Consider the following 23,137-nt stretch of genomic DNA (forward strand, 5'->3'; position numbering starts at 1 on the left):
TCAACCAGCGCCTGCAATTATTGTGGACGCTCGTAAGGCGCAAGCGCAATCTTCTGGGAAGGTGAAACCCATGCCACTCGCGCTCCTCGCTCTCGCCATCGGGGCATTCGGTATCGGAACCACCGAATTCGTGATCATGGGGCTACTCCCCGACGTTGCCGACGACTTCCAGGTCTCCATTCCGACCGCCGGATACCTGGTCACGGGGTATGCCCTCGGGGTCGTCCTCGGGGCCCCGCTGATGACGGTGCTGGGCACACGGGTCTCCCGCAAGCGGATGCTCATGCTGCTGATGGGCCTGTTCATCGCGGGCAATGTGCTCTCCGCCATCGCCCCGTCCTTCGGACTGATGCTGGCGGGCCGGGTCGTTGCCTCGCTCGCGCACGGCGCGTTCTTCGGCATCGGCTCCGTCGTGGCCGCCGACCTGGTCGCACCCGAGAAGAAGGCCGGCGCCATCGCGATGATGTTCACCGGTCTGACCGTGGCCAATGTCGTCGGTGTACCGCTCGGCACCTTCATCGGCCAGAGCGCCGGGTGGCGGGCCACGTTCCTCATCGTCGCCGGACTGGGTGTTCTCGGCCTCGTGGGCGTCGCCAAGCTGATCCCCGAGCAGCCCAAGCCGGAAGGCGTCCGCCTCCGCCATGAGCTGGCCGCGTTCAAGAACGTCCAGGTGCTGCTGGCGATGGCCATGACCGTGCTGGGCTTCGGCGGCGTGTTCGCCGCCGTCACCTACATCACGCCGATGATGACCGAGGCCGCCGGCTTCGCAGACTCGTCCGTCACCTGGCTGTTGGTCCTCTTCGGCCTGGGCATGGTGGGCGGCAACCTGATCGGCGGCAAGTTCGCCGACCGCGCGCTCATGCCGCTGCTCTATGTGTCCCTCGGCGCGCTCGCGCTCGTACTGGGTCTGTTCACGGTCACCGCCCACAACCAGTTCGCCGCAGCCATCACCATCGTGCTCATCGGCGCTCTGGGCTTCGCCACCGTGCCGCCGCTCCAGAAGCGCGTCCTGGACCAGGCCTCCGGCGCCCCCACGCTTGCCTCCGCCGTCAACATCGGTGCCTTCAACCTCGGCAACGCCCTCGCCGCCTGGCTCGGCGGCATGGTGATCGCCGCCGGCCTCGGTATCACCGCCCCGAACTGGGTGGGCGCGGTCCTTGCCGTCTCGGCCCTGGCCCTCGCTGTCCTGTCCAGCGCGCTGGAGCGCCGCGACGCCCGGCGCGACAGCAGGGTCGTGGCCGGTTCGGCCTCGGTCCCGGCGGCCGTGGGCGCCGCCCGGCGCTGACCCCAGCCCCTTCCCCTCACCACGCTGAACCGCAGCACCAAGGAGTTCTCATGAGCACCACCGCCCCCACGGCCCTTGCCCCGCTGACCACCCAGGACGCCGAGGCACTCGTCGAGGCAGCCCGAGCCGCCGCCGAAGCGGAGGGGGTCACGGTCGCCATCTCCGTCGTGGACGCGGGCGGCCATCCGCTGGCCTTCCGCCGCGACGACCGGGCCGTGCTCATCGCGGGCGAGACGAGTACCCGCAAGGCGTTCACCGCCCTTCAGCTGAACGCTCCCACCGCGGACCTGGTCGAGCTGGTCCAGCCCGGCGGCCTCTTCCACACGCTGCCAACGGCCCTCGACCGCCCGCTCCTGTTCATCGCCGGCGGCGTACCGGTACACCGCGACGGCCGTCTCATAGGTGCCATCGGCGTCGGCGGCGGCGCCCCGCATCAAGACCACGACTTCGCCACGGCGGCGGTGGAATCGCTGGTCCGGTGAACCGTCAGCCGGCCGCCACCGTCAGGGGGGCGAAGCGGCGGGTCCAGTCCCCGGGGAGACCGGGGATCGCGTAGGTCATCACCGCGTTGAAGGCGATCGGCTCCAGGCCGTTCGCCTTCAACCATGTCAGCAGGTTCTCGTGGCGGACATCGACATCCGTCCGTAGCGGTCGGTCGGTGTTCTCGGCGAGGGAGGCCACCAGAGCCTGCGCCGTGGCAGTGTCGCGTGCGATCAGAGGACCGACGACATGGGTGTCCATGTTGGGCCATGCCGCCGTGTAGCCGATGATCTCGCCGTGCTCCTCGGCCACACGGAGCTGGTCGGCGAAGGCGGGGAGGCGAGCGATCATAGGGGTCCGGTCGAGGCCGAAGACTTCCGCATCCAGACGCAGGATGGCCGGGAGGTCCTCCGCGGTCGCAGGGCGGGTGGGGATGGCAGGGGCAGGCACCGAGAAGCCGAAGTGACCACAGACCATTTCGGCCCGCCCGGTCACCGTGAAACCCAGGTCCTCGTAGAGCGGGCGGCCGGCCGGGGTGGCGTGAAGGGTGAGCGGGGTGTCGCCCGCCTCGCCCACCACATGCCGCATCAGCCGTCGTCCGATGCCCTGGCGTGCGTACCGCTCGGCGACCAGGACCATACCCACGGCGCCGAGGCCGAGGCCGGCTTCGGGGCCCGTGCCCGCGCCGTAGGACGTGACCACGCACGCGGTGACGAGACCTTTGCCCGAGGGATCGTCGATGCCGTAGCCGGTGCCGGCAGCGAGAAGCAGGCCCCACTTGTGCTCTTCGCGCGGCCATCCGCGGTTTTCGGAGAGGTCGGCGCAAGCGGTGAGGTCGTCCAGGGACAGACGCCTGATCGGGAGGTCGTACGGGGCGGGAGAGGGTGTCGGCATGAAGGTCAGGCTGGCTGACGCGGAGATCGCCCGTCCACTGTTTTACGCGCGGTTGCCAGGGCACGCTGGCGCCGTCCCCGCCGGGTCAGCCCCCAGGGCTTGAGCACCGAGATCACGGTCATGAAGAGATAGGCGGTCGTGGAGACAGAAGGGGCAGCGATCAGGCTGGCGTCGGGCACTCCGGAAGCCGCAGCGTCGTTGATCTCCGGCCGCAGAGCGAAGACAGTCGCGGCCGCAGTAATCAGCGTCAGCCAGAACTTGATCCAGACCCAGCGGTGGCGTGCGAGACCCCACGGCGTGCCGAGCGACAGAACGAGACCGCTGAGCAGGGTCGCCAGGGCGATCGGCGCGAGCAGCCAGTCCCCGAAGACCTTCATGGCGCGGTAGACCGCCTCCGTCAGGGAGGCGTCTTTGGTCGTGTACGCCGTGATCCCGAGCGTGAGAAGGCCCAGAGCGAGCCCCAGCCAGCTCACGGAGACGGCGACATGGACAACGAGGAGGGCCCGGCGGGCGGGACGCGGGAGTTGTTTCACGTGAAACACCGTCCCGTGCGACTGCCTCATCCGGCGTCCGACCGGGGGAGTAACCCCACGTACTAGCCTCGGCGTACATGGCGATCTCTCCCAGACTTCATCTCTTCGATCTCGACGGCACACTGATCCGTGGATCCGCGGCCGCCGTGGAGATCTCCCGGCAACTCGGCGTGAGTGCGGAGATTGCCGAGCTGGAGCGTGCCTTCCTCTTGGAGGGACTGCATCCGGCCGACTTCGCCGAGCAGGCCAGAGAACTGTGGGCGGAGCTGACCGAGGCGCATGTCGCGGCGGCTTTTGACGGCGCGCCCTGGCTCGAGGGCATCCGCGAGGTGTGGGCCGACATCGAGGCTGCCGGCGACTACTGCGCGGTCGTCTCGCTGTCGCCGGATTTCTTCGTGGAGCGACTGCTGACCTGGGGCGCGCATGCCGCTCACGGGTCCCGCTGGCCGGCTGTCCCCTTCACTCAGCCTGTGAATCGGGCCGGTATTCTCAACGCCGCTGCGAAAGTGAAGATCGCGGAGCGGCTGTGTGCAGAATTTGGGGTGAGTCTGGACGACTGTGTTGCATACGGTGATTCCATGTCCGACGCGGAGCTCTTCGCGGCGGTCCCTGTAGCGGTCGCGGTGAATGCAGACCATCATGTGTCCGGGCTGGCCACGCATGCTTATGCCGGGGGCGATGCGCGAGAGGCCTACGGCCTGGTCCGAACTGACCGGTAACTCATCAGGCACACGACCGGCATATGTCCGGACGCTCTGGACAGAGACATGGAGGGCAGGCAGCTTAACGGGAATGCGGGTGCGAATGCCCGGGATCTCCGCTTTCTGTCCGATGCGAAGGCCCGGAATGGCATGCTGCGAAGACGGCAGGCCTGGGCACTGTCACAAACGGTCCGACTTAAAGATGTTCGAGGCGAGGCACACGATGGACGCTCCGACCACCACGTCGGCCGACAACGGCACTCTCGACAACAATCACGGCAACGGCAGTAACAGCGACGGTGCGAGCAGCGCGAGCGCCAGTGGCAGCACCACCAGCCCGAGCGGCTGGTTCACTCCGCGAAAGCCGCCCCAGGCGGCGGAGGGGGAGGCTCAGGACACCCCGCCCCGGATAGCCACCCCGCGTCGTGCCTTCACTGCCATACGGCCGGTGGGGACCGTCGCGGACCGAGGGACTCCCGCACCCGACATTCCCAGACAGGGCGCTCCCGAGCACGGGAGCGCGCCCCACGGTGAGCCCCGCCGCGAGGCAGAGCCCCAGCCCATGCCGGTCGAACCGCAGGCGTCGGGGACCCAGCCCCAGCCGCCCCACGCCGCGCCCCAGCCGCCCCGCACCGAACCTCAGCCGCCGCAGGCCGGGCCCCGCGCCGAGCCGCGCCCCGTCGAGATCGGTTCTCCCGACGCGATCCTCATCCGGCGCACGCTCGCCGAGGTCGCCCCCGTGGCCGACAAGGTCACCTCGTACTTCTACGCGCTGCTCTTCGTCCGCCACCCCGAGCTGCGGTCCCTCTTCCCGGCCGCCATGGACGCCCAGCGCGACCGGCTTCTCAAGGCGTTGCTGACCGCCGCCGAGCACATGGACAACGCTCCTGTGCTGACCCAGTACCTCGAGCACCTGGGCCGTGGTCATCGCAAGTACGGTACGCAGCCCTCGCACTATCCTGCGGTCGGCGAGGCTCTCATCGGCTCACTCACCCGGTATGCGACGAGCACCTGGGACGAGGAGACCGAGGCCGCCTGGATCCGTACGTACACGACCATTTCCCAGATCATGATCGACGCCGCCGCGGAGAACGAGCGGCACGCTCCCGCCTGGTGGCACGCCGAGGTCGTCTCGCACGATCTGCGGACGCCCGACATCGCCGTCGTCACCGTCCGGCCCGACCAGCCGTATCCCTTCCTGGCCGGCCAGTACACGACGCTGGAAACCCCCTGGTGGCCCAGGGTCTGGCGGAACTACTCCTTCGCATCGGCGCCGCGCCCCGACGGGCTGCTGTCCTTCCACGTCAAGGCGGTCCCCGCCGGCTGGGTCTCCAACGCGCTGGTGCACCACGCCCGCCCCGGGGACACCCTGCGCCTGGGACCGCCCGCCGGATCGATGACCGTGGACCACTCGACCGACAACGGGCTGCTCTGTCTGGGCGGCGGCACCGGTATCGCGCCCATCAAGGCGCTGGTCGAGGACGTCGCCGAGCATGGTGAGCGGCGCCCCGTCGAGGTGTTCTACGGAGCACGAAGCGATCACGACCTCTACGACATCGACACGATGCTCCGCCTCCAGCAGGCGCACCCCTGGCTCGCCGTGCGCACGGTGATAGACGACCGGGCGCACCAGGGGCAGCTTCCGCACGCCGTGCGCGAGTTCGGTCCGTGGGACGAGTTCGACGCGTACCTCTCCGGCCCGGCCGGCATGATCCGCAGCGGGGTCGACGCGCTCAGGGGCATCGGGATGCCGTCGGACCGGATCCGCCACGACTCCCTCGAAGAGCTCGTGGCTGCGGCGGATTAGCCCAGGTCGGGGGCGTGCATCGCGCGCACGCCCTCGATGTTCCCGTCGAGGTAGTGACGCAGGGACAGCGGCACGAGGTGGACGGCCGCGATGCCGACGCGACTAAAGGGCACGCGAACGATCTCGTACTCGCCGCAGGGCTCCTCGATCTCGGGACCGTGCCGCAGCGACTCGTCCATCGATTCGAGCCTGCAGACGAAGAAGTGCTGCACCTTCACGCCCGACACGCCACCGTCCACGATGTGCTCGACGGTGTCGACGAAGCACGGCACCACGTCGGTGATCTTGGCACCCAGCTCTTCGTGGACTTCGCGGTGGAGGGCGTCGACGACGGTCGCGTCCTCGGGCTCGACTCCGCCGCCCGGCGTGATCCAGTACGGATCGACCCCCGGCTTGGTGCGCTTGATCAGGATGAGGTCGTTGCCGTCGAGGAGGATGGCACGGGCGGTGCGCTTGACCACTGGACGTTCGGTCATGGCAAGAAAATGGCCCGTGGAACGCCGTCTGAAACCCACTCGGCCCTCACCAGTCGGCCGCCGCGCGCAGCAGCCACTCATGTGCCCGTGCAATATGCGGCAGGGCCAGCGTTCCTGTGCGAACGACCAGAAAATAGGTGCGCAGGGGCGGGACCGGCGGATCGAGCAGGGCCACCACGCGCCCCCTCTCCAACGCTTCCTCGCACAGATAGCGGGGCAGTACCGCGAGACCTGCGCCCGAGGCCGCGGACTCCAGGACGGCCCGCAGGTCGGGGGCGACGACGGTGGCGGCGGCAGCGGGCTTGCTCTCGAAGACCGCGGCCCAGTAGCGGGCGACGAAGGGGAGCGACTCGTGCACCTCGACCACGGGCAGCTGCTCCAGCACGACGGCGCCTCTGCGCAGCAGCACGCCGGGGGCGAGCCGGGCGGCCCAACGAGGCGAGGCGACCAGGACGTGCTCCTCGTCGCAGAGCGGCGTCGCGGTCAGAAGCCCACCGCGGGGCCGCGCCGTGGCGATGGCCAGGTCGTGGTGCCCGGCGGCGAGCCCTTCAAGGGCCTCCTCGGCGTTGCCGAGGAAGGAGGCTCGTAACGCCAGGCCCTGGGAGATCAGAGGAGTGAGCGCGGGCAGGGCGCGTACGGAGGTGAATTCTGGGGGCCCGGCCAGATGCAGGGTGCGGACACCGCTCTCGTCGGCTCCCGCTTCCGCGATTTCGACGAGGGCGTCCAGGTGGGGCGCGGCCCGGTGCGCGAGTTCGTCGCCGATCGTGGTGGGGGTGACGCCGCGGGCGCGGCGGAGGAAGAGCGGGCGGCCCAGCTGCCGTTCCAGGGTTCGTATCTGGCTGGTGACGGCCGGCTGGGAGAGACCGAGGAGCGCGGCGGCCCTGGTGAAGGAGCCGGCCCGGTGCACCGTGATGAACGTGCGCAGCAGGGCCAGATCCATGCCCGCCCCTCTCCTGGCTCCACGGTCTGACGACTGACGACGCCTCAGGACGTCCAACTATAAATAAGTCGATAGGTCTCTGTCGCTACCGTGATTGGACACTGACGCACAGTCAACTAGCCTTGGTCAGGCGGATGTCCGCGCCGACAGCCAGGGACGGTCCGAGCCATGAGGGGGGAGGCTCGGACCGTCCCTTCCGCCTGTCCGGCTTCCTATCCCCGGGCCTCGTCGAGAGCCCGCAGCACGTCGGCCACCAGATCTTCCGGATCCTCCGCTCCGACCGAGAAGCGGATGAAGCCCTCCGGTACGGCGTCGCCGCCCCAGCGCCCGCGCCGCTCGGCGGTGGAGCGCACTCCTCCGAAGCTGGTCGCGTCGTCCACGAGCCGAAGACCGTCCAGGAACCGCTCCGCCCTTCCGCGGTCCGCCAGGACGAAGGAGACCACGGAGCCGAAGCGCCGCATCTGCCCCGAGGCCACCTTGTGGGAGGGGTCGTCCTGCAGGCCCGGGTAGCGCAGGCCGGACACGTCCGCGCGCTCCCCCAGCGCCTCGGCGAGGGTCAGCGCGGTCCCGCACTGCCGGTCGACGCGGAGTTGGAGGGTGGCCAGCGAGCGGTGTGCCAGCCAGGCCTCCATCGGGCCGGGGATCGCGCCGACGACCTTGCGCCAGCGCCGTACCTCCGCCATGCGCAGCGGATCACGGCCGCTGACATGGCCCAGGAGGATGTCGCCGTGCCCCGTCATGCCCTTGGTGTCGCTCGCCACCGAGAAGTCCGCGCCCAGGTCCAGTGGCCGCTGTCCGAGGGGGGTGGCCAGGGTGTTGTCGACCGCGACCAGTGCGCCGGCCTCATGCGCCACACGGGCCAACCGCCGGATGTCGCAGACGTCGAGACCGGGGTTGGACGGCGTCTCGATCCACAGGAGCCGGGCACCGTCCAGGACCTCCAGCTGCGCGTCACCGCCTGTCGGCGCGGTGCGGACCTCGACTCCGTACGCCTCCAGGCGCTCGCGCACCAGGGGAAGCGCCTGATAGCCGTCGGACGGCAGGACGACCGCGTCGCCGGCCCGCAGCTGCGAGAAGAGGACCCCGGAGATCGCAGCCATACCCGAGGCGAAGGTGACCGTCTCGACGCCTGCCTGCGCCGACGGCTCCCCCGGTGACGTACCAGGGGCCTCCAGCTCGCTGATGGCGCGTTCGAGATGGGTCCAGGTCGGGTTCTCGTCACGGCCGTAGGTGTAGGGCCCCGTCGGGTCGCCGGGCAGATGGAAGTGGGCGGCGAACACCGGCCCGGGCAGCGTCGGCTCATACTTGAGGGCCTCGGGCAGCCCGGCCCGGACGGCCCGGGTGCCGTCTCCGATGGTCATGCGGATCAGTCCTTGGAGTCGGGGAGTACGACGTTCAGCGCCCACGAGACGATCGAAATGATCAGGCCACCGAGCACCGCGGTCCAGAAGCCCTCGACGTGGAAGCTCAGGTCGAGCTTGTCGGCGAGCCAGGAGGTGAGCAGCAGCATCAGGGCGTTGATCACGAGAGTGATCAGCCCGAGCGTGAGGATGAACAGCGGCAGCGTGAGCAGCTTCACGAGCGGCTTGACGAGGAAGTTGACCAGGCCGAAGACGAGGGCGACGAGGATGAGCGTCAGCGCCTTCTTGCCGGTGCTGTCACCGGTCAGGGTGATGTCGTCGAGGAGCCAGATCGCCACCAACAGGGCTGCCGCGTTGGCGATCGTCTTGACTACGAAATTCATCATGTGTCTGATCGTGGCAGACATGATCGGGCCAAGTGCAGGGGGCGGACGGACGATGAAGGCATTCCGACTGGACGAGCTGGAGGCGGAGCGCGCCGCCAACAAGGGCGCTTATCTGCAGTTCCTGCGTGAGCGCAATATGTCGGCGGGTCTCTACGCGCTGAACGCGGGCGAGCTCGACCCGCAGCAGCCGCACACCGAGGACGAGGTGTACCTCGTCATCAGCGGCCGGGCCTCGATCACGGTGGGGACGGAGACGACGCAGGTGGGGCGGGGCAGCGTGGTGTACGTACCGGCCGGTGTGCCGCACAAGTTCCACCACGTCACGGAGGATCTCCGGGTGATGGTGGTCTTCTCGCCGCCCGAGAGCTGAGGGTCGAAGCGCCCGAGTCCCTAGGGGTCGCGTCAGGGGAGATCAAGGGCTGCGAGGCCCCCGCCGGCCCCCTGCCGCCCCTAGCATCGTGAGTGTTCGCTACGGAACAACCGGGCGGAGCACTCGAAGACTCATGGAGACGAGGTAAGGACAATGGCGGTAAAGGAGATTCTCGCGGGGATGCCCTGGTGGGTGAAGTGGGTCGCCATACCCGTCATCGCGCTGGTCGTGTTCGGCGGAATGATCGCCAGCGTGGTCGGTTTCGTCATCGGGTTGCTCTTCAAGGTCCTGGTCTTCGCGGCTCTGGTCGGCGGACTGATCTACGTCGTACGGAAGTTCATGTCGTCGTCGTCCTCCCGCAGCGACTGGTAGCGGCCGAGTCGAGGGCTGGGCTGCGCGCGACGGGCTGTGCGTGCGGGCGTTAGCCCGGCCGAGGGAAGCCCCAGGAGAAACGGCGTGGGGGAACCGGGGCTCCTAATAGAGTGAAACGGCTCTGCCGCCCTGGTCCAGGGCGTCGACACTTGCCCTGATCAGTGGTTGCACGACGGTCCTGGCAGGTCCTCACCCCGGGCCACGGGACGCGGCGGGCGCGCGGGGGCGGCCCCTGCGGGCGGGTGTGTCGCACCCGTCGACACGCCTTGGGGGTGACCTTTGGCCACGGCTCCACAGACCTCTGCCCCTACCCTGATCGGCTCGGTCCAGCGGGCTCTGCGACTCATGGAGGCCGTCGGCTCCCATGAGGACGGTGCCCCCGCCAAACAGCTCGCGCGCGAGGCGGGGCTCCCTCTTCCCACCGCCTATCACCTTCTCCGCACTCTGACTCACGAGGGCTATCTGCGCCGTGAGAAGGGTGTGTTCGTGTTCGGGGACGCGGCGGGCCGACTGGCCGGGGGACAGACCGCGCAGAATCGTCGCACCACGATCGAGGACGCGTTGGCGCATTGGCGCGATGCCATCGGTGTGCCCGTGTACTTCGCGATCTACCGCGACGGCGAGATCGAACTCGTGGCGGTTGCCGACACCCCCACCGCCCCCGCCGTCGACGAGTGGGCCGATTTCCGGGAGACCGGTCACGCGCATGCCATCGGGCAGTGTCTGCTGAGTCAATTGGACGAAAAGAGTCGTCAAGACCACCTCAGCCGCCATCCGGTCCAGGCCATCACGCCGTATACGGTGCGTAACCGCCGCATGCTCTTGGAGCGGTTGGGCTCCATGGGGCGAATGGAACCCCTGGTGGAGCGTCAGGAGTACGCGCTCGGCACGGTCTGTGCGGCAATTCCCATCACGGCGGGGTCCACAGCGGCCGCGATGGCCATTTCTCTGCCGCTTCACCTGCAAGATCGACTGTTGCCCGCAGTGGATCGGCTGCGCAACGACATTGGAAGACTCTTCAGTTCGTTCGCATTCTCTATCAGTATCTGAAAAATCACTCCTTGTGATCCGTTAACGCGTCCAGGACGATTGCGTCAAGAGGGTCATGGGGATCATTCCTGGCCGTTTTGATCAGAGCTTGTAGCAGGGTGTCCTTTCACAACTGCTTCATCTACTGCGGAGTACATGATGCGCGAGTCGGTTCAGGCCGAGGTCCTGATGAGTTTCCTCGTCTCCGAGGAGCTCTCCTTCCGAATCACGGTGGAACTCCGTTACGAGACCCGAGATCCCTATGCGGTGCGCATGACGTTCCACCTTCCCGGCGACGCGCCCGTGACCTGGACCTTCGGCAGAGAACTGCTGGTGGACGGGATCAACGGCCCGAGCGGAGAAGGGGACGTTCACATCGCCCCGACCGGCTCGCGACAGTTGTCCGACGTCATCATCCGGCTCCGGGTGGGAAGCGACCGCGCCCTCTTCCGGGCCAGCGCACCTCCGCTGGTGGCCTTCCTGGATCGCACGGACAGGCTGATGCCGTTGGGACAGGAGCGCGCTCTCGGGGACTTCGAGGAGCACTTGGAAGCGGCGCTCGGCCGGATCCTCGCGGAGGAGAACGCCGGCTGAGTCACTTCGCGCGGCGGCGCCTGCCACCGCGCTTCGCGTGGGCTTCGGCGGCACCCGGCCGGTCGGCTGAAACGACCAGGGCCGCCAGCGCGGTGGTGACCGGCACCGAGGCGACCAGCCCGATCGAGCCCACGAGCGTCCGCACGATCTCCTCCGCCACCAACTCGCTGTTGGCCACGGTGCCCACGCTGCTCTGCGCGATCGAGAAGAGCAGCAGCAGGGGCAGGGCGGCACCGGCGTAAGCGAGAACGAGCGTGTTGACCACGGACGCGATGTGATCCCGGCCGATACGGATGCCGGCCCGGTACAGCCCGCGCGGCCCCATCGTCGGATCCGCCTGATGCAGCTCCCACACAGCCGATGTCTGGGTGACCGTCACATCGTCGAGGACACCGAGCGAGCCGATGATCACGCCGGCCAGGAGCAGACCTGACATGTCGATGTCCGGGTAGAGGCCATGGATCAGGCCGGTGTTGTCGTCGGTGTTGCCGGTCAGGGAGGCCCAGCCGATGAACAGCGAGCCCAGCAGCCCGATCAGCAGCAGCGAGATGAGGGTGCCCAGAACGGCGACCGATGTGCGGGCCGACAGGCCATGGCACATGTAGAGGGCGATCAGCATGATGGCGCTTGCCCCGACCACCGCCACGACCAGCGGATTCGAGCCCTGGAGGATGGCCGGGAGGATGAAGAGGGTCAGTACGCCGAAGCTCACCGCGAGCGCGATCAGCGCCATCACACCGCGCATCCGGCCCACGACGACGACCGCCAGTGCGAAGATCGCGGCGAGCAGCGCCATGGGGAGCTTCCGGTTCACGTCGCTCACGGAGTACTGCAGGTCGCGAGGGGCGTCGGGAGCGTAGGCCACCACGACGTCCTGGCCCTCGTGCAGCTGCCTGGGCGCGTCCGGCTGCACGATCTCGACGAACGTACGGCCCTTGTCCTTGCCGGTGGTGACCTCGACGGTCGCCTTCGCGCACTGCCCCTTCTGGGCATTGACCGCCTCACGGCCTTCTGGGGTCGAGGTGTCACCGGTCGGCGGGACCTGCGCGGCGTTCACGTCCTTGCAGTCCACCCAGTCGACCCGGGTGACCTTCGCCTGCTGGGTCTGCCGGTCGAAGCCGACGCCGGTGCGCTCGTGCGCCGGGGCGCCGCCCGGCCACAGGATGGCGAGCCCTACGAGAACGGCGGTGGCGAAGGGAATCAGCACGGCGGCGATGACCTTGCGCAGATGCCGGGACACAGGTGCCGCGGGGCCGTGGTTGTGCGAGTGGCCGTGGGGTTCTGGGGTCCGCTGCGTGGAAGTCACCGGCCGATCATCGCAAGAACGGAGGGGGCCCACTGTTCAGCACGCCAGTGATGACGCTAGCGTGGTGACACCTTTGCACACGCGGGAGCTCGGAGCACCGGGCTGAGAGGGCGCTGATCACCGTACATCCGTACGGGAAGAGGCTGCGCCGACCGCCGAACCTGTTACCGGGTAATGCCGGCGTAGGGAGTAGGTCTCATGACCATTCAGGATGCACGCACGCCTGCCACCAGCCAGGACGGCCAGGCGGAGCGCACGCCGGGCTGGCACAAGGGGTACATCGAGGGCTCGCGCCCCGATCTCCGTGTGCCGGTCCGCCAGGTGCACCTCACCAACGGCAAGGACGTGACGCTGTACGACACGTCCGGGCCGTACACCGACCCGACCGTCGAGACCGACGTCCGCCGCGGCCTTCCGCCGCTGCGGGAGAACTGGATCATCGGTCGCGGCGACACGGAGGAGTACGCGGGTCGGCCGGTCCGCCCCGAGGACGACGGGATCAAGCACACGTCGCCCCGAGGCGGGCTCAAGAACCTGGATGCGGTCTTCCCCGGCCGGCCGCGCCAGCCCCGCCGGGGCCGCAGCGGCCAGGCGGTGACGCAGCTCGCGTACGCCCGCCGGGGCGAGATCACTCCGGAGATGGAGTACGTCGCGATCCGCGAGAACGTCTCCCCCGAGGTGGTGCGCGAGGAGATCGCGGCCGGTCGCGCCGTCCTCCCGGCGAACGTCAATCACCCGGAGATCGAGCCGATGATCATCGGCAAGCGGTTCCTGGTGAAGGTCAACGCCAACATCGGCAACTCCGCCGTCACCTCCTCGATCGAGGAGGAGGTGGAGAAGATGACCTGGGCGACCAAGTGGGGCGCGGACACGGTCATGGACCTCTCCACCGGCCGTAACATCCACACCACCCGCGAGTGGGTGCTGCGCAACTCCCCCGTGCCGATCGGCACCGTGCCGCTCTACCAGGCCCTGGAGAAGGTGGACGGCAAGGCCGAGGAGCTGACCTGGGACATCTACAAGGACACGGTCATCGAGCAGGCCGAGCAGGGCGTCGACTACATGACGGTCCACGCGGGTGTGCTGCTGCGGTACGTGCCGCTGACGGCGCGCCGCAAGACCGGCATCGTCTCCCGCGGAGGCTCGATCATGGCCGCGTGGTGCCTCGCGCACCACAAGGAGTCGTTCCTGTACGAGAACTTCGAGGAGCTCTGCGAGATCCTCGCCGCCTACGACGTGACGTACTCCCTCGGCGACGGGCTGCGTCCCGGCTCCATCGCGGACGCCAACGACGAGGCGCAGTTCGCCGAGCTGAAGACGCTCGGAGAGCTCAACACGATCGCCAAGCGGCACAATGTCCAGACGATGATCGAGGGCCCGGGCCACGTCCCGATGCACAAGATCAAGGAGAACATCGACCTTCAGCAGGAGATCTGCGAGGAGGCGCCGTTCTACACGCTCGGCCCGCTGACCACCGATGTGGCGCCCGCCTACGACCACATCACCTCGGGCATCGGTGCCGCGATGATCGCCTGGTGGGGCACCGCGATGCTCTGCTACGTCACGCCCAAGGAGCACCTCGGCCTGCCGAACCGCGACGACGTGAAGACCGGTGTCATCACGTACAAGATCGCGGCGCACGCGGCGGACCTGGCCAAGGGGCACCCCGGGGCGCAGGAGTGGGACGACGCGCTGTCCGACGCGCGCTTCGAGTTCCGGTGGGAGGACCAGTTCAACCTGGCCCTCGACCCGGACACGGCGCGGGAGTTCCATGACGAGACGCTGCCCGCCGAGCCGGCCAAGACGGCGCACTTCTGCTCGATGTGCGGCCCTAAGTTCTGCTCGATGAAGATCTCCCAGGACATTCGGCGCGAGCACGGCGGTGACCTCAAGTCCGAGGAGATTCAGGCCGGCATGGCGGAGAAGTCCGCCGAGTTCGCCGCGTCCGGGAACCGGGTCTATCTGCCGCTGGCCGACTGATCCGACGAACGGGCCGGCTCGCGACCCTCACGGGGGGAGTCGCGAGCCGGCCCCTCGTCATGAGAGCTCCACCGCGTTCCCCGGGGCGAGATACAGCTGCGCCAGGAGCGGAAGGCGACGGTGCATCTCATCGGCGTCATCGAAGTCGAAGTCGTCGCCCGGCTCGAGGTCCTTCGCAGGTGCCGGCCGGTACTCTGCCCAGGCCTTGTAGAAGGCATCGGAATCTCCGGTGATGCGTTCGTACGCCTCCGCGGCCGCGTAGTTCACCTCTTCGTAGAAGAGAGCCTCGTCGCGGTGCACCTTGGCGGCCGCGATCACGACGGGGTTCTCAGCGAGACTGTCCGGGTCCGCCGCAGTGCGTTCGTACCACTCGCGGCCGAGCGTGATCATGCCCGCACGGAAGTCGATGAAGCTGTCGTCGGAGCATCCACCGCCGATGAGGTACGCCGCGCCCCATACGTCCCAGCGATACAGGGCGTCGTGCGCCTCGTCGAACCGCTCCGCGTACTCAAGGATCTCCTGCGGCGGGCGGCTGGTGAGCAGGTTCACCAGAGCCTCGTCGAAAGGCTCGTCCTCCGTGGCCGCTGAGACGCGTGCGGTTTCGATGATCTGCCAGAACCGGTCGATGTCCATGGACGGCACTGTGCCAGTCCGGTCTGACAGACGGCCTCGGAATGTTTCACGTGAAACGGTGAACCCGAAATCCCGTCACTCGGGCTGGTGCTCGGGGCCGCCGAAGTCCGGGCTGGTGAAGTCCGGGCTGGTGAATCTGGGGCGATTGCCCGAGGCGCCTTCGTTCGGGCTCGAGAAGTCTGGGCCGCTGTAGCCCACCTTGGGGATCCGGCCCGCCGCTCGCGGGGGAGTCGATGAAGCCGGATCGGAGCTGGGGTCGGTCAGTGCGGCTCTCAGGAACGGCAGGATGCCGCGCTCCAGCACAGCATGGCGCCACGCCTCCCTGGCTCTGGAGACCTCGTCGGGTAGCTCCCCCCCGGGCTCCTGCGCCGCCACTTGGGTCGCCCCGTTGCGCAGAGCGGTGACGAGCAGCCCGATCGCCGCGACCAGAATGCCCGCCGCCGTCACCGCGCCGAAGAACCAGCCCGCGGTCAGCAGGGTCTCGGCGAAGGAAGGTGCCGGAGTGAGGGCCTTCAGGATGTACCCGACGAGCAGGAATATCAGTGCTGCCGTACCCGAGAGGACGGGTGCCAGCACGGTGACGACCGCGGCGAGTCCCGCGCCCGTGCCGTCCTCGGTCACGGCGCCCGACGGCGACAGGACGGCGTCCATGACGCTCGCCCCGGACGGCGAGCGGAACTCCTCGCGAACCTTCACGAAGTGGTCGTACTCAGCGGCGGCCGAGGAGGTGATCAGAGCTGTCGCGTTCAGAGCCATGGTGCGTAGCTGTTCGGTGTTCAGCCGTTCCCCGACCGCAGCGAGATCCGGACGGTCGGGCGCGTTGCGGAGTGCGTCGTCGAGGATGCGCTCGAACTCGGCGCGGTCCTCGGTCAGCAGGTGCGGAGCCACGTTCATGTGCATCCCCCGATGCTCCGTAGGGCCTGTCTGCCAGCGGACAGCGGGCAGTTGGGCGGAAACGGAGGAGAGCCTGCTACGGATACGCCGATGGTAGAGCGGTTCCGGCACGGGGTGACAGGGGGTTTCCGGAAATCGCCTGCGTCGGCTCCGCTCAGTGAGGCAAGGGGAGTTGGACGACGAGCAGCTTTCCGGCCATGGTCACTCCGCCGTCCATCGCGATCGCGAGTCCGCCCGCGTAGACATGGGGGCCTTCCACGACGGGCCTGGTGGCCTCGCCGTCCGCGTCCTCGGTGCCGACCTCACCCAGCAGGTACGGGATGGGACTGTGGCCATGGACCACACGGCCTCCGCCGTAAGTGGAGAGCAGCTCCCGTACGGCCTGCGGGCCGGCCTCGTCACGGAAGGCGAAGCGCTTGGTGAGCTTGCGGAACAGGTCCCAGCACTCGTCGGCGTCTCCCCGGCGGAGGATCTCGTGGACGGTGTCGTTGACGTCCTCGATGGTCGAGCCGTAGTCGAGATACGCCGTGGTGTCGGAGTGCATCAGCAGATGCCCGTCCTCCTCCACCATGGCGTCGAGCCTGGACATCCACTGCAGGTGGACGTCCTGGAGGCGGTCCATGTCGTACTTCTGACCGCCGTTGAGCAGCCAGGCGGCCTGGAAGGTGGCGGTGCCGGCGCCGGAGTTCACCGGGGTGTCGGCGAACCGCTTGGCCCCGATCAGCAGCAGCTCGTGGTTCCCCATGAGCGCCTTGCAGTACCCGCCGGCCGCCGCGGCCTCGGCGGACAGCCGCATCACGAGGTCGATGACGCCGATGCCGTCGGGGCCCCGGTCAGTGAAGTCGCCGAGGAACCAGAGGCGGGCGTTGCCCGCGGCCCAGTTCCCCTCGGCGTCGATCAGGCCCTGCTCACGGAGCGCGGCGAGAAGTTCGTCGAGATAGCCGTGGACGTCGCCGACGACGTAGAGCGGGCCAAGGCCGTCGGCCACGGGCATCTCGGGGGTGTCGACCCGGACCTGCACGGTGTCTCCCCGGTTGATCACGGGGAGGTCCCGTTCGGTGGGGGTGTAGCCCTCTGGAAGTTCGTCGTCCGGCACCGCGTTGCCGGGGTGAGCGGCGTGACCCTGCACGGGCACCCGCGCGTACGGCGGCACGCGGAAGTCACGCAACGTCGCCGTCCGCACCACGGGTTCCTGCCCGGCCCCCTGAGTCATCGACCCCTCCACCACCGTCGCGACGCCCTACACGCGCGGACCGACCTGGTCGGGGAGGTCCACGGTGTCGTGCGCCCATCATAGGAATGAGGCTCCTCCTGTGTGACGCACCAGGGGTGGCGAATCCCGGTCCACCCCTGGTTCACCGGTCGTTTCGCCCCAATTGAGAAGGTCTAGTCCTGCGAGGGCGACCGCGGTGGACTGACCGTCGTCCGGGGAGGGCGCCTCTGGGAGGACGTCCGGACGATGAGTTCGGTCGGTATCACCTGCTCCACAGGACCGTCCGTATCCACCCCTTCGATGGCGTCGATGAGGAGTTGGACGACGGCCGTGCCGATCCGGCGCGGTTTGAGCGAGAGCGTGGTGATGGGCGGTTCGGTGGTGGCGTAGACCGTGGATTCGCTGCAGCAGACCAGCAGCAGATCGTCGGGGACGCGAAGCCCGTACCGCCGTGCGGCGGCGAGCAGATCGGTGCCGTTGGGGTCGAAGAGACCGTAGACGGCGTCGGGGCGGTCGGGGCGGGCGAGGAGCCGGTCGGCGGCGACGGCGCCCGCACACGGGTCGTGCGCGGGATAGGCCTCGTAGACGGGGTCCTGTCCCACCCGCTCGCACCAGTTCAGGTACGCGGTCGTGGACAGTCGGGTGTACGTGTCGGTGGTGGTGCCGGTGAGCAGACCGATCCGGCGGGCGCCGGCGGCGGCGAGATGGTCGAGAAGATCGAGTACGGCGGCTTCGTGGTCGTTGTCGACCCAGGCGGTCACCGGCAGGGTGCCCGCGGGGCGTCCGTCGGAGACGACGGGCAGGCCCTGACGGACGAGCTCGGTGACGACCGGATCATGGTCGGAGGGGTCGATGACGACGGTGCCGTCGAGGGCGACGTTCGACCAGACGTCATGGCGTGAGGTGGCGGGCAGGATGACGAGGGCATAGCCGCGGGCGAGCGCCGCGGAGGTAGCGGCTCTCGCCATCTCGGCGAAGTACGCGAATTCGGTGAAGGTGAAAGGTTCATCCCCGTAGGTCGTCACGGTCAGGCCGATGAGTCCCGACTTGCCGGTACGGAGCGTTCGGGCCGCGGCCGATGGGCGGTAGCCCAGCCGGTCGGCGACCTCGCGGACATGGCGGCGGGTGGCGTCCGGGAGCCGGCCCTTGCCGTTGAGCGCGTCGGAGACAGTCGTGATGGAGACTCCGGCTGCGGCGGCCACGTCCCGGATGCCCGCTCGGCCCTGCCGGCTTCCCCGGGTCTGTGCCCGGCTCACCTGGTGCTTCCCTGCTGCTGTCATGGCGAGCCGATAGTAGGGCGAGGGCGGGTGCTTGGGCCGGTCGCATATTCACTCGTTGACAGGCACGTTTCTGCATGATCGAAAACGATCAAATGCCTTGGAAGGCAAGGGAGTTGGGGGTTTTTGCATGCGACCCATGGTTGTCCACCCATGCGAGCCTGCCGTATGACCGATGTTTCGAAGAGGTCTCAACTCACCACTACGGGGGATGCGCGCCACGGCGCTCGCCACCGGCGCGCGACAGGGAAATGAGCGCTCCCCCCTCCCCAGGACTTCCTGGCGCCAGCCATTCGCAGCGGCGGCGAATCCTCATAAGGTGAGCAGTATTGGTGGTACGCACGGTCGAGGAGGACCACAGTGAGCGAGACGAGCCCGAGCGGGACCAGCCCGAAGCTGCGCACCGAGCTGGACGGCATCCCCACCTACAAGCCGGGCAAGCCCGCGGCCGCCGAGGGCCCGGTCGCGTACAAGCTGTCCTCCAACGAGAACCCCTACCCGCCGCTGCCCGGCGTGATGGAAAGCACACTGGCCGCGGCCGCGGCCTTCAACCGTTACCCCGACATGGCCTGCACCGGCCTGATGAACGAGCTGGCGGACCGTTTCGGCGTGCCCGTGTCGCATCTGGCGACCGGCACCGGTTCGGTCGGGGTTGCCCAGTCGCTGCTCCAGTCGACCTCGGGCCCGGGCGACGAGGTCATCTACGCCTGGCGGTCCTTCGAGGCCTACCCGATCATCACCCAGATCTCCGGTGCCACCTCGGTGAAGGTTCCGCTGACCGAGGGCGACGTGCACGACCTGGACGCGATGGCGGACGCGATCACCGACCGCACCCGGCTGATCTTCGTCTGCAACCCGAACAACCCGACCGGCACGGCGGTGCGTCGGGCCGAGCTGGAGCGCTTCCTGGACCGGGTGCCGTCCGACGTCCTCGTGGTGCTGGACGAGGCGTACCGCGAGTTCGTCCGGGACACGGACATCCCCGACGGCATCGAGATCTACCGTGACCGCCCGAACGTCGCCGTGCTCCGCACCTTCTCCAAGGCGTACGGGCTGGCCGGGCTGCGGGTCGGCTTCGCGGTCGCCCATGAGCCGGTGGCGGCGGCGCTGCGCAAGACGGCGGTGCCGTTCGGCGTGAGCCAGCTCGCGCAGGACGCGGCGGTGGCCTCGCTGCGGGCCGAGGACGAACTGCTGGGCCGGGTCGGCTCGTTGGTCTGCGAGCGGACCCGGGTGTACGAGGGCCTCGTGGGCCAGGGCTGGACCGTGCCCGACACGCAGGCGAACTTCGTGTGGCTGCGGCTGGGCGAGCGGACCGTCGACTTCGCGGCGGCCTGCGAGCGGGCCGGTGTGGTGGTACGGCCGTTCGCGGGCGAGGGCGTGCGGGTCACGATCGGTGAGTCCGAGGCCAATGACATCTTCCTGAAGACGGCCGAGAACTTCTTCCAGGAGATCTGAGCCTCGAGACGTCCGGACCGGCTGGGAGGGCGCTAGTCGTCCTGGCCGGCGACGAGTTCCACACGGATCGGGTCCCCGTCGCGGACGGTGGCCAGCCGGCTCGGGTCGCCGTCGACGCGGCCGAGCAGATTGCACGGGCTCGCGAGGCGGCATTCGTCGCCGCGTGAGATGGGCGTGGGGCCGTAGGGAAGCGCGAGCGCGTCGCCGTCGGTCCAGAAGGCGACCGTGCCCGGTTCCACGACCTGCTGGGCGTCGGCTTCGAGCGCGACCGACACCGGAGTGTCGAAGTACACCTCCTCGCCCCAGGTCCGGGCGGTGGAGATGATCGGGAGAACCCCTGCGAGCGACTTGCTCGTGGGGGTTTCTTCGAGGGTGGCGTTGAGGTGGCCCGCAGGCCAGGAGATTCGGATCTTCATGGCCGGATTCAACAATATGTTGAAGTTCTTGGGAAGAGGTACCCGCCGGTAGTGGCACCCCCCTTGCAGGTACGGATTTCGTATGAGTAATAATGCTTGTGAATGTGAACGCGTTCACAAGCTCGTCTTGATCCTCCCGACATGGGCGGAATTAACGGGGCAAACGGCCGGTGCGACCACGGCGATGTAAGGAGAAGAGGACGTGAACCTAGCTCTGGCGCCAGAAACTCTGGCGCGCTGGCAGTTCGGCATCACCACCGTCTACCACTTTCTCTTCGTCCCCCTGACGATCTCGCTCGCCGCGCTCACCGCCGGCCTGCAGACCGCATGGGTGCGGACGGAGAAGGAGAAGTACCTCAAGGCGACGAAGTTCTGGGGCAAGCTGTTCCTGATCAATATCGCCATGGGCGTGGTCACCGGCATCGTCCAGGAGTTCCAGTTCGGCATGAACTGGTCCGACTACTCGCGGTTCGTGGGTGACATCTTCGGAGCCCCGCTCGCCTTCGAGGCGCTGATCGCGTTCTTCTTCGAGTCCACCTTCATCGGCCTGTGGATCTTCGGCTGGGACAAGCTCCCCAAGAAGATCCACCTGGCCTGCATCTGGATGGTCTCCCTCGGCACCGTCCTGTCGGCGTACTTCATCCTGGCCGCCAACTCCTGGATGCAGCACCCGGTCGGCTACCGCATCAACGCGGAGCGCGGTCGGGCGGAGCTCACCGACTTCTGGCTGGTGCTGACGCAGAACACCGCGCTCACCCAGTTCTTCCACACCATCACGGCCGCGTTCCTGGTCGGTGGTGCGTTCATGGTCGGCATCGCGGCCTTCCACCTGGCGCGCAAGAAGCACATCCCGGTGATGCGGACCTCGTTGCGGCTCGGCCTGATCACCTTGATCATCGCCGGAATGGGCACCGCCATCAGCGGTGACCTGCTCGGCAAGGTCATGTACAAGCAGCAGCCGATGAAGATGGCCGCTGCCGAGGCGCTCTGGGACGGCGAGGCGCCCGCGCCCTTCTCCATCTTCGCGTACGGCGATGTCGAGAAGGGCCACAACAAGGTCGCCATCGAGGTCCCGGGCCTGCTGTCCTTCCTGGCCAACGACGACTTCACCTCGTTCGTCCCTGGCATCAACGACGTCAACAAGGCCGAGCAGGAGCAGTTCGGTCCCGGCGACTACCGGCCCAACATCCCCGTCGCCTACTGGGGATTCCGCTGGATGATCGGCTTCGGCATGGCGTCGCTCTCGATCGGGATGCTCGGCCTCTGGCTGACCCGGAAGAAGTTCCTGCTGCCGCCCGGCCTGCGGACCGGCGACGACGAGGTACCGAACCTGGTCCTCTTCAGGCGGAAGGCCCTGAGCCCGAAGTTCGCGACCCTGTACTGGATCGTCGCGCTCTGGACCATGGGATTCCCGCTGATCGCGAACTCCTGGGGCTGGATCTTCACCGAGATGGGCCGGCAGCCGTGGGTGGTGTACGGCGTGCTCCGCACCCGCGACGCGGTCTCCCCCGGCGTCTCGCAGGGCGAGGTCATCACCTCGATGGTCATCTTCACGTTGCTCTACGCCGTCCTCGCCGTGATCGAGGTCAGGCTGCTCGTGAAGTACGTCAAGGCCGGACCGCCGGAGCTCACCGACGCCGACCTCAACCCGCCCACCAAGATCGGCGGGGACGACCGTGACCCCGACCGGCCTATGGCCTTCTCGTACTGAGGCTGAGGAGATCGATCGATGGAACTCCACGACGTCTGGTTCGTGCTCATCGCCGTCCTGTGGATCGGCTACTTCTTCCTGGAGGGCTTCGACTTCGGGATCGGTGTCCTGACCAAGGTGCTGGCCCGTGACCGGCCCGAGAAGCGCGTGCTGATCAACACCATCGGACCCGTCTGGGACGGGAACGAGGTGTGGCTTCTGACGGCCGGCGGCGCGACCTTCGCCGCTTTCCCCGAGTGGTACGCCACGCTCTTCTCCGGCTTCTACCTCCCGCTGCTGATCATCCTGGTCTGTCTGATCGTGCGCGGTGTCGCCTTCGAGTACCGGGTGAAGCGGACGGAGGAGAGCTGGCAGCGCAACTGGGAGACTGCGATCTTCTGGACCTCGCTCATCCCCGCCGTCCTGTGGGGCGTGGCCTTCGGCAACATCGTGCGCGGCGTGAAGATCGACGCACAGATGGAGTACGTCGGCGGCCTCGCGGATCTGCTCAACCCCTACGCCCTGCTCGGCGGCCTGGTGACGCTCCTCCTCTTCACCTTCCACGGGACGGTGTTCGCGGCGCTCAAGACGGTCGGGGACATCCGCGAGCGAGCTCGGAAGCTGGCTCTCCGGCTGGGGCTCGCCACGGCCGTGGTGACTCTCGGCTTCCTCGTCTGGACCCAGACCTCAAGGGGCGACGGCACGAGTCTGATCGCCATGGCTGTCGCGGTGGTGGCGCTCGTGGGGGCGATCGGGGCGATCAAGGCCGGGCGAGAAGGATGGTCGTTCGCGCTGTCCGGTGTCACGATCGCGGCCGCCGTCGCGATGCTTTTCCTGACGCTCTTCCCGAACGTCATGCCGTCCTCGCTGAACCCCGCGTGGAGCCTCACGGTCACCAACGCGTCGTCGAGTCCGTACACGCTCAAGATCATGACCTGGTGTGCGGCGATCGCCACGCCGTTGGTCCTGCTCTACCAGAGCTGGACGTACTGGGTGTTCCGCAAGCGGATCGGCACGCAGCACCTCGCCGACGCCGCTCACTAGC

The 23,137-nt window shown here is 68.1% G+C and carries 24 protein-coding genes; 12 read left to right on the forward strand and 12 right to left on the reverse strand.

All coding sequences use genetic code 11. The features are described from left to right. Positions 1 to 70: 70 nt before the first annotated feature. Complete coding sequence (locus ACZ7J0_RS13830) at positions 71 to 1,285, forward strand: MFS transporter (RefSeq protein ID WP_470887017.1); 1,215 nt, start codon at positions 71 to 73, stop codon at positions 1,283 to 1,285. 50 nt (positions 1,286 to 1,335) lie between these two features. Continuing rightward, entirely contained in the window at positions 1,336 to 1,767 is a 432-nt protein-coding gene (locus tag ACZ7J0_RS13835; RefSeq protein ID WP_470887019.1) for a GlcG/HbpS family heme-binding protein, read from the forward strand. A gap of 4 nt (positions 1,768 to 1,771) precedes the next feature. Here the strand turns inward: ACZ7J0_RS13835 and ACZ7J0_RS13840 are convergent, their stop codons facing one another. Further along, positions 1,772 to 2,659 carry a GNAT family N-acetyltransferase gene (locus tag ACZ7J0_RS13840; protein WP_470887021.1) on the reverse strand — a complete coding sequence of 296 codons (888 nt, stop codon included), beginning with the start codon at positions 2,657 to 2,659 and terminating at the stop codon, positions 1,772 to 1,774. Positions 2,660 to 2,664: 5 nt separating this feature from the next. Continuing rightward, positions 2,665 to 3,192 carry a DUF2269 family protein gene (locus tag ACZ7J0_RS13845; RefSeq protein ID WP_470887023.1) on the reverse strand — a complete coding sequence of 176 codons (528 nt, stop codon included), beginning with the start codon at positions 3,190 to 3,192 and terminating at the stop codon, positions 2,665 to 2,667. 77 nt (positions 3,193 to 3,269) lie between these two features. Between ACZ7J0_RS13845 and ACZ7J0_RS13850 the strand changes: the two genes are divergently transcribed. Both ACZ7J0_RS13850 and ACZ7J0_RS13855 read left to right on the forward strand, forming a co-directional pair. Beyond that, the gene (locus ACZ7J0_RS13850; RefSeq protein WP_470887025.1) at positions 3,270 to 3,911 is read left to right on the forward strand and encodes an HAD family hydrolase; all 642 of its coding nucleotides are present in this window, start codon (positions 3,270 to 3,272) and stop codon (positions 3,909 to 3,911) included. 205 nt (positions 3,912 to 4,116) lie between these two features. Beyond that, complete coding sequence (locus tag ACZ7J0_RS13855) at positions 4,117 to 5,700, forward strand: globin domain-containing protein (RefSeq protein ID WP_470887027.1); 1,584 nt, start codon at positions 4,117 to 4,119, stop codon at positions 5,698 to 5,700. Here the strand turns inward: ACZ7J0_RS13855 and ACZ7J0_RS13860 are convergent. The 4 genes from ACZ7J0_RS13860 to ACZ7J0_RS13875 all read right to left on the reverse strand — a co-directional run bounded on the left by ACZ7J0_RS13860 (position 5,697) and on the right by ACZ7J0_RS13875 (position 8,863). Beyond that, positions 5,697 to 6,176 (reverse strand): NUDIX domain-containing protein, encoded by a 480-nt coding sequence (locus ACZ7J0_RS13860; RefSeq protein ID WP_470887029.1) that lies wholly within the window; start codon positions 6,174 to 6,176, stop codon positions 5,697 to 5,699. The genes ACZ7J0_RS13855 and ACZ7J0_RS13860 overlap by 4 nt on opposite strands. 46 nt (positions 6,177 to 6,222) lie before the next feature. Next, on the reverse strand, positions 6,223 to 7,116 hold the full coding sequence (locus tag ACZ7J0_RS13865; RefSeq protein ID WP_470887031.1) for a LysR family transcriptional regulator: 894 nt from the start codon (positions 7,114 to 7,116) through the stop codon (positions 6,223 to 6,225). Between the two features lie 212 nt (positions 7,117 to 7,328). Next, positions 7,329 to 8,477: a cystathionine gamma-lyase gene (locus tag ACZ7J0_RS13870; protein WP_470887033.1), complete on the reverse strand. Its 1,149-nt coding sequence runs from the start codon at positions 8,475 to 8,477 to the stop codon at positions 7,329 to 7,331. A 5-nt stretch (positions 8,478 to 8,482) separates the two neighbouring features. Further along, positions 8,483 to 8,863 (reverse strand): phage holin family protein, encoded by a 381-nt coding sequence (locus ACZ7J0_RS13875; RefSeq protein ID WP_470887035.1) that lies wholly within the window; start codon positions 8,861 to 8,863, stop codon positions 8,483 to 8,485. 52 nt (positions 8,864 to 8,915) lie between these two features. On the opposite strand from ACZ7J0_RS13875, the gene ACZ7J0_RS13880 reads away from it, so the two are divergent. From ACZ7J0_RS13880 to ACZ7J0_RS13895, 4 genes are all read left to right on the forward strand, one after another. Then, positions 8,916 to 9,233 carry a cupin domain-containing protein gene (locus tag ACZ7J0_RS13880; RefSeq protein WP_469120360.1) on the forward strand — a complete coding sequence of 106 codons (318 nt, stop codon included), beginning with the start codon at positions 8,916 to 8,918 and terminating at the stop codon, positions 9,231 to 9,233. Positions 9,234 to 9,386: 153 nt separating this feature from the next. After that, on the forward strand, positions 9,387 to 9,605 hold the full coding sequence (locus tag ACZ7J0_RS13885) for a DUF5326 family protein (protein WP_468708895.1): 219 nt from the start codon (positions 9,387 to 9,389) through the stop codon (positions 9,603 to 9,605). Between the two features lie 279 nt (positions 9,606 to 9,884). Continuing rightward, positions 9,885 to 10,655: an IclR family transcriptional regulator gene (locus tag ACZ7J0_RS13890; protein WP_470887037.1), complete on the forward strand. Its 771-nt coding sequence runs from the start codon at positions 9,885 to 9,887 to the stop codon at positions 10,653 to 10,655. A 138-nt stretch (positions 10,656 to 10,793) separates the two neighbouring features. Further along, positions 10,794 to 11,228, forward strand: a complete 435-nt coding sequence (locus ACZ7J0_RS13895) for an SsgA family sporulation/cell division regulator (RefSeq protein WP_470887039.1) — start codon at positions 10,794 to 10,796, stop codon at positions 11,226 to 11,228. Position 11,229: 1 nt separating this feature from the next. Here the strand turns inward: ACZ7J0_RS13895 and ACZ7J0_RS13900 are convergent, their stop codons facing one another. After that, a complete protein-coding gene (locus tag ACZ7J0_RS13900; protein ID WP_470887041.1) occupies positions 11,230 to 12,534 on the reverse strand; it encodes a YibE/F family protein in 1,305 nt (434 codons plus the stop codon). Between the two features lie 198 nt (positions 12,535 to 12,732). Between ACZ7J0_RS13900 and thiC the strand changes: the two genes are divergently transcribed. Next, positions 12,733 to 14,514: a phosphomethylpyrimidine synthase ThiC gene (gene thiC / locus ACZ7J0_RS13905; RefSeq protein WP_470887043.1), complete on the forward strand. Its 1,782-nt coding sequence runs from the start codon at positions 12,733 to 12,735 to the stop codon at positions 14,512 to 14,514. Between the two features lie 57 nt (positions 14,515 to 14,571). On the opposite strand, the gene ACZ7J0_RS13910 is transcribed toward thiC, so the two are convergent. The 4 genes from ACZ7J0_RS13910 to ACZ7J0_RS13925 all read right to left on the reverse strand — a co-directional run bounded on the left by ACZ7J0_RS13910 (position 14,572) and on the right by ACZ7J0_RS13925 (position 18,534). Continuing rightward, positions 14,572 to 15,147 carry a DUF4240 domain-containing protein gene (locus tag ACZ7J0_RS13910; RefSeq protein WP_470887045.1) on the reverse strand — a complete coding sequence of 192 codons (576 nt, stop codon included), beginning with the start codon at positions 15,145 to 15,147 and terminating at the stop codon, positions 14,572 to 14,574. Positions 15,148 to 15,222: 75 nt separating this feature from the next. After that, a complete protein-coding gene (locus ACZ7J0_RS13915; RefSeq protein WP_470887047.1) occupies positions 15,223 to 16,047 on the reverse strand; it encodes a hypothetical protein in 825 nt (274 codons plus the stop codon). Positions 16,048 to 16,195: 148 nt separating this feature from the next. Continuing rightward, complete coding sequence (locus ACZ7J0_RS13920) at positions 16,196 to 17,269, reverse strand: metallophosphoesterase (RefSeq protein WP_470887049.1); 1,074 nt, start codon at positions 17,267 to 17,269, stop codon at positions 16,196 to 16,198. A gap of 158 nt (positions 17,270 to 17,427) precedes the next feature. Next, positions 17,428 to 18,534, reverse strand: a complete 1,107-nt coding sequence (locus ACZ7J0_RS13925; protein ID WP_470887051.1) for a LacI family DNA-binding transcriptional regulator — start codon at positions 18,532 to 18,534, stop codon at positions 17,428 to 17,430. Positions 18,535 to 18,891: 357 nt separating this feature from the next. On the opposite strand from ACZ7J0_RS13925, the gene hisC reads away from it, so the two are divergent. Then, positions 18,892 to 19,986 carry a histidinol-phosphate transaminase gene (hisC, locus tag ACZ7J0_RS13930; protein ID WP_470887053.1) on the forward strand — a complete coding sequence of 365 codons (1,095 nt, stop codon included), beginning with the start codon at positions 18,892 to 18,894 and terminating at the stop codon, positions 19,984 to 19,986. 32 nt (positions 19,987 to 20,018) lie between these two features. On the opposite strand, the gene ACZ7J0_RS13935 is transcribed toward hisC, so the two are convergent. Beyond that, the gene (locus ACZ7J0_RS13935; protein ID WP_470887055.1) at positions 20,019 to 20,402 is read right to left on the reverse strand and encodes a cyclophilin-like fold protein; all 384 of its coding nucleotides are present in this window, start codon (positions 20,400 to 20,402) and stop codon (positions 20,019 to 20,021) included. Between the two features lie 202 nt (positions 20,403 to 20,604). On the opposite strand from ACZ7J0_RS13935, the gene ACZ7J0_RS13940 reads away from it, so the two are divergent. Beyond that, positions 20,605 to 22,113: a cytochrome ubiquinol oxidase subunit I gene (locus ACZ7J0_RS13940; protein ID WP_470887057.1), complete on the forward strand. Its 1,509-nt coding sequence runs from the start codon at positions 20,605 to 20,607 to the stop codon at positions 22,111 to 22,113. An 18-nt stretch (positions 22,114 to 22,131) separates the two neighbouring features. Beyond that, positions 22,132 to 23,136 (forward strand): cytochrome d ubiquinol oxidase subunit II, encoded by a 1,005-nt coding sequence (gene cydB / locus ACZ7J0_RS13945; RefSeq protein WP_470887059.1) that lies wholly within the window; start codon positions 22,132 to 22,134, stop codon positions 23,134 to 23,136. Position 23,137: the final 1 nt, after the last annotated feature.

This window comes from Streptomyces sp. NPDC038280 (assembly GCF_055600045.1).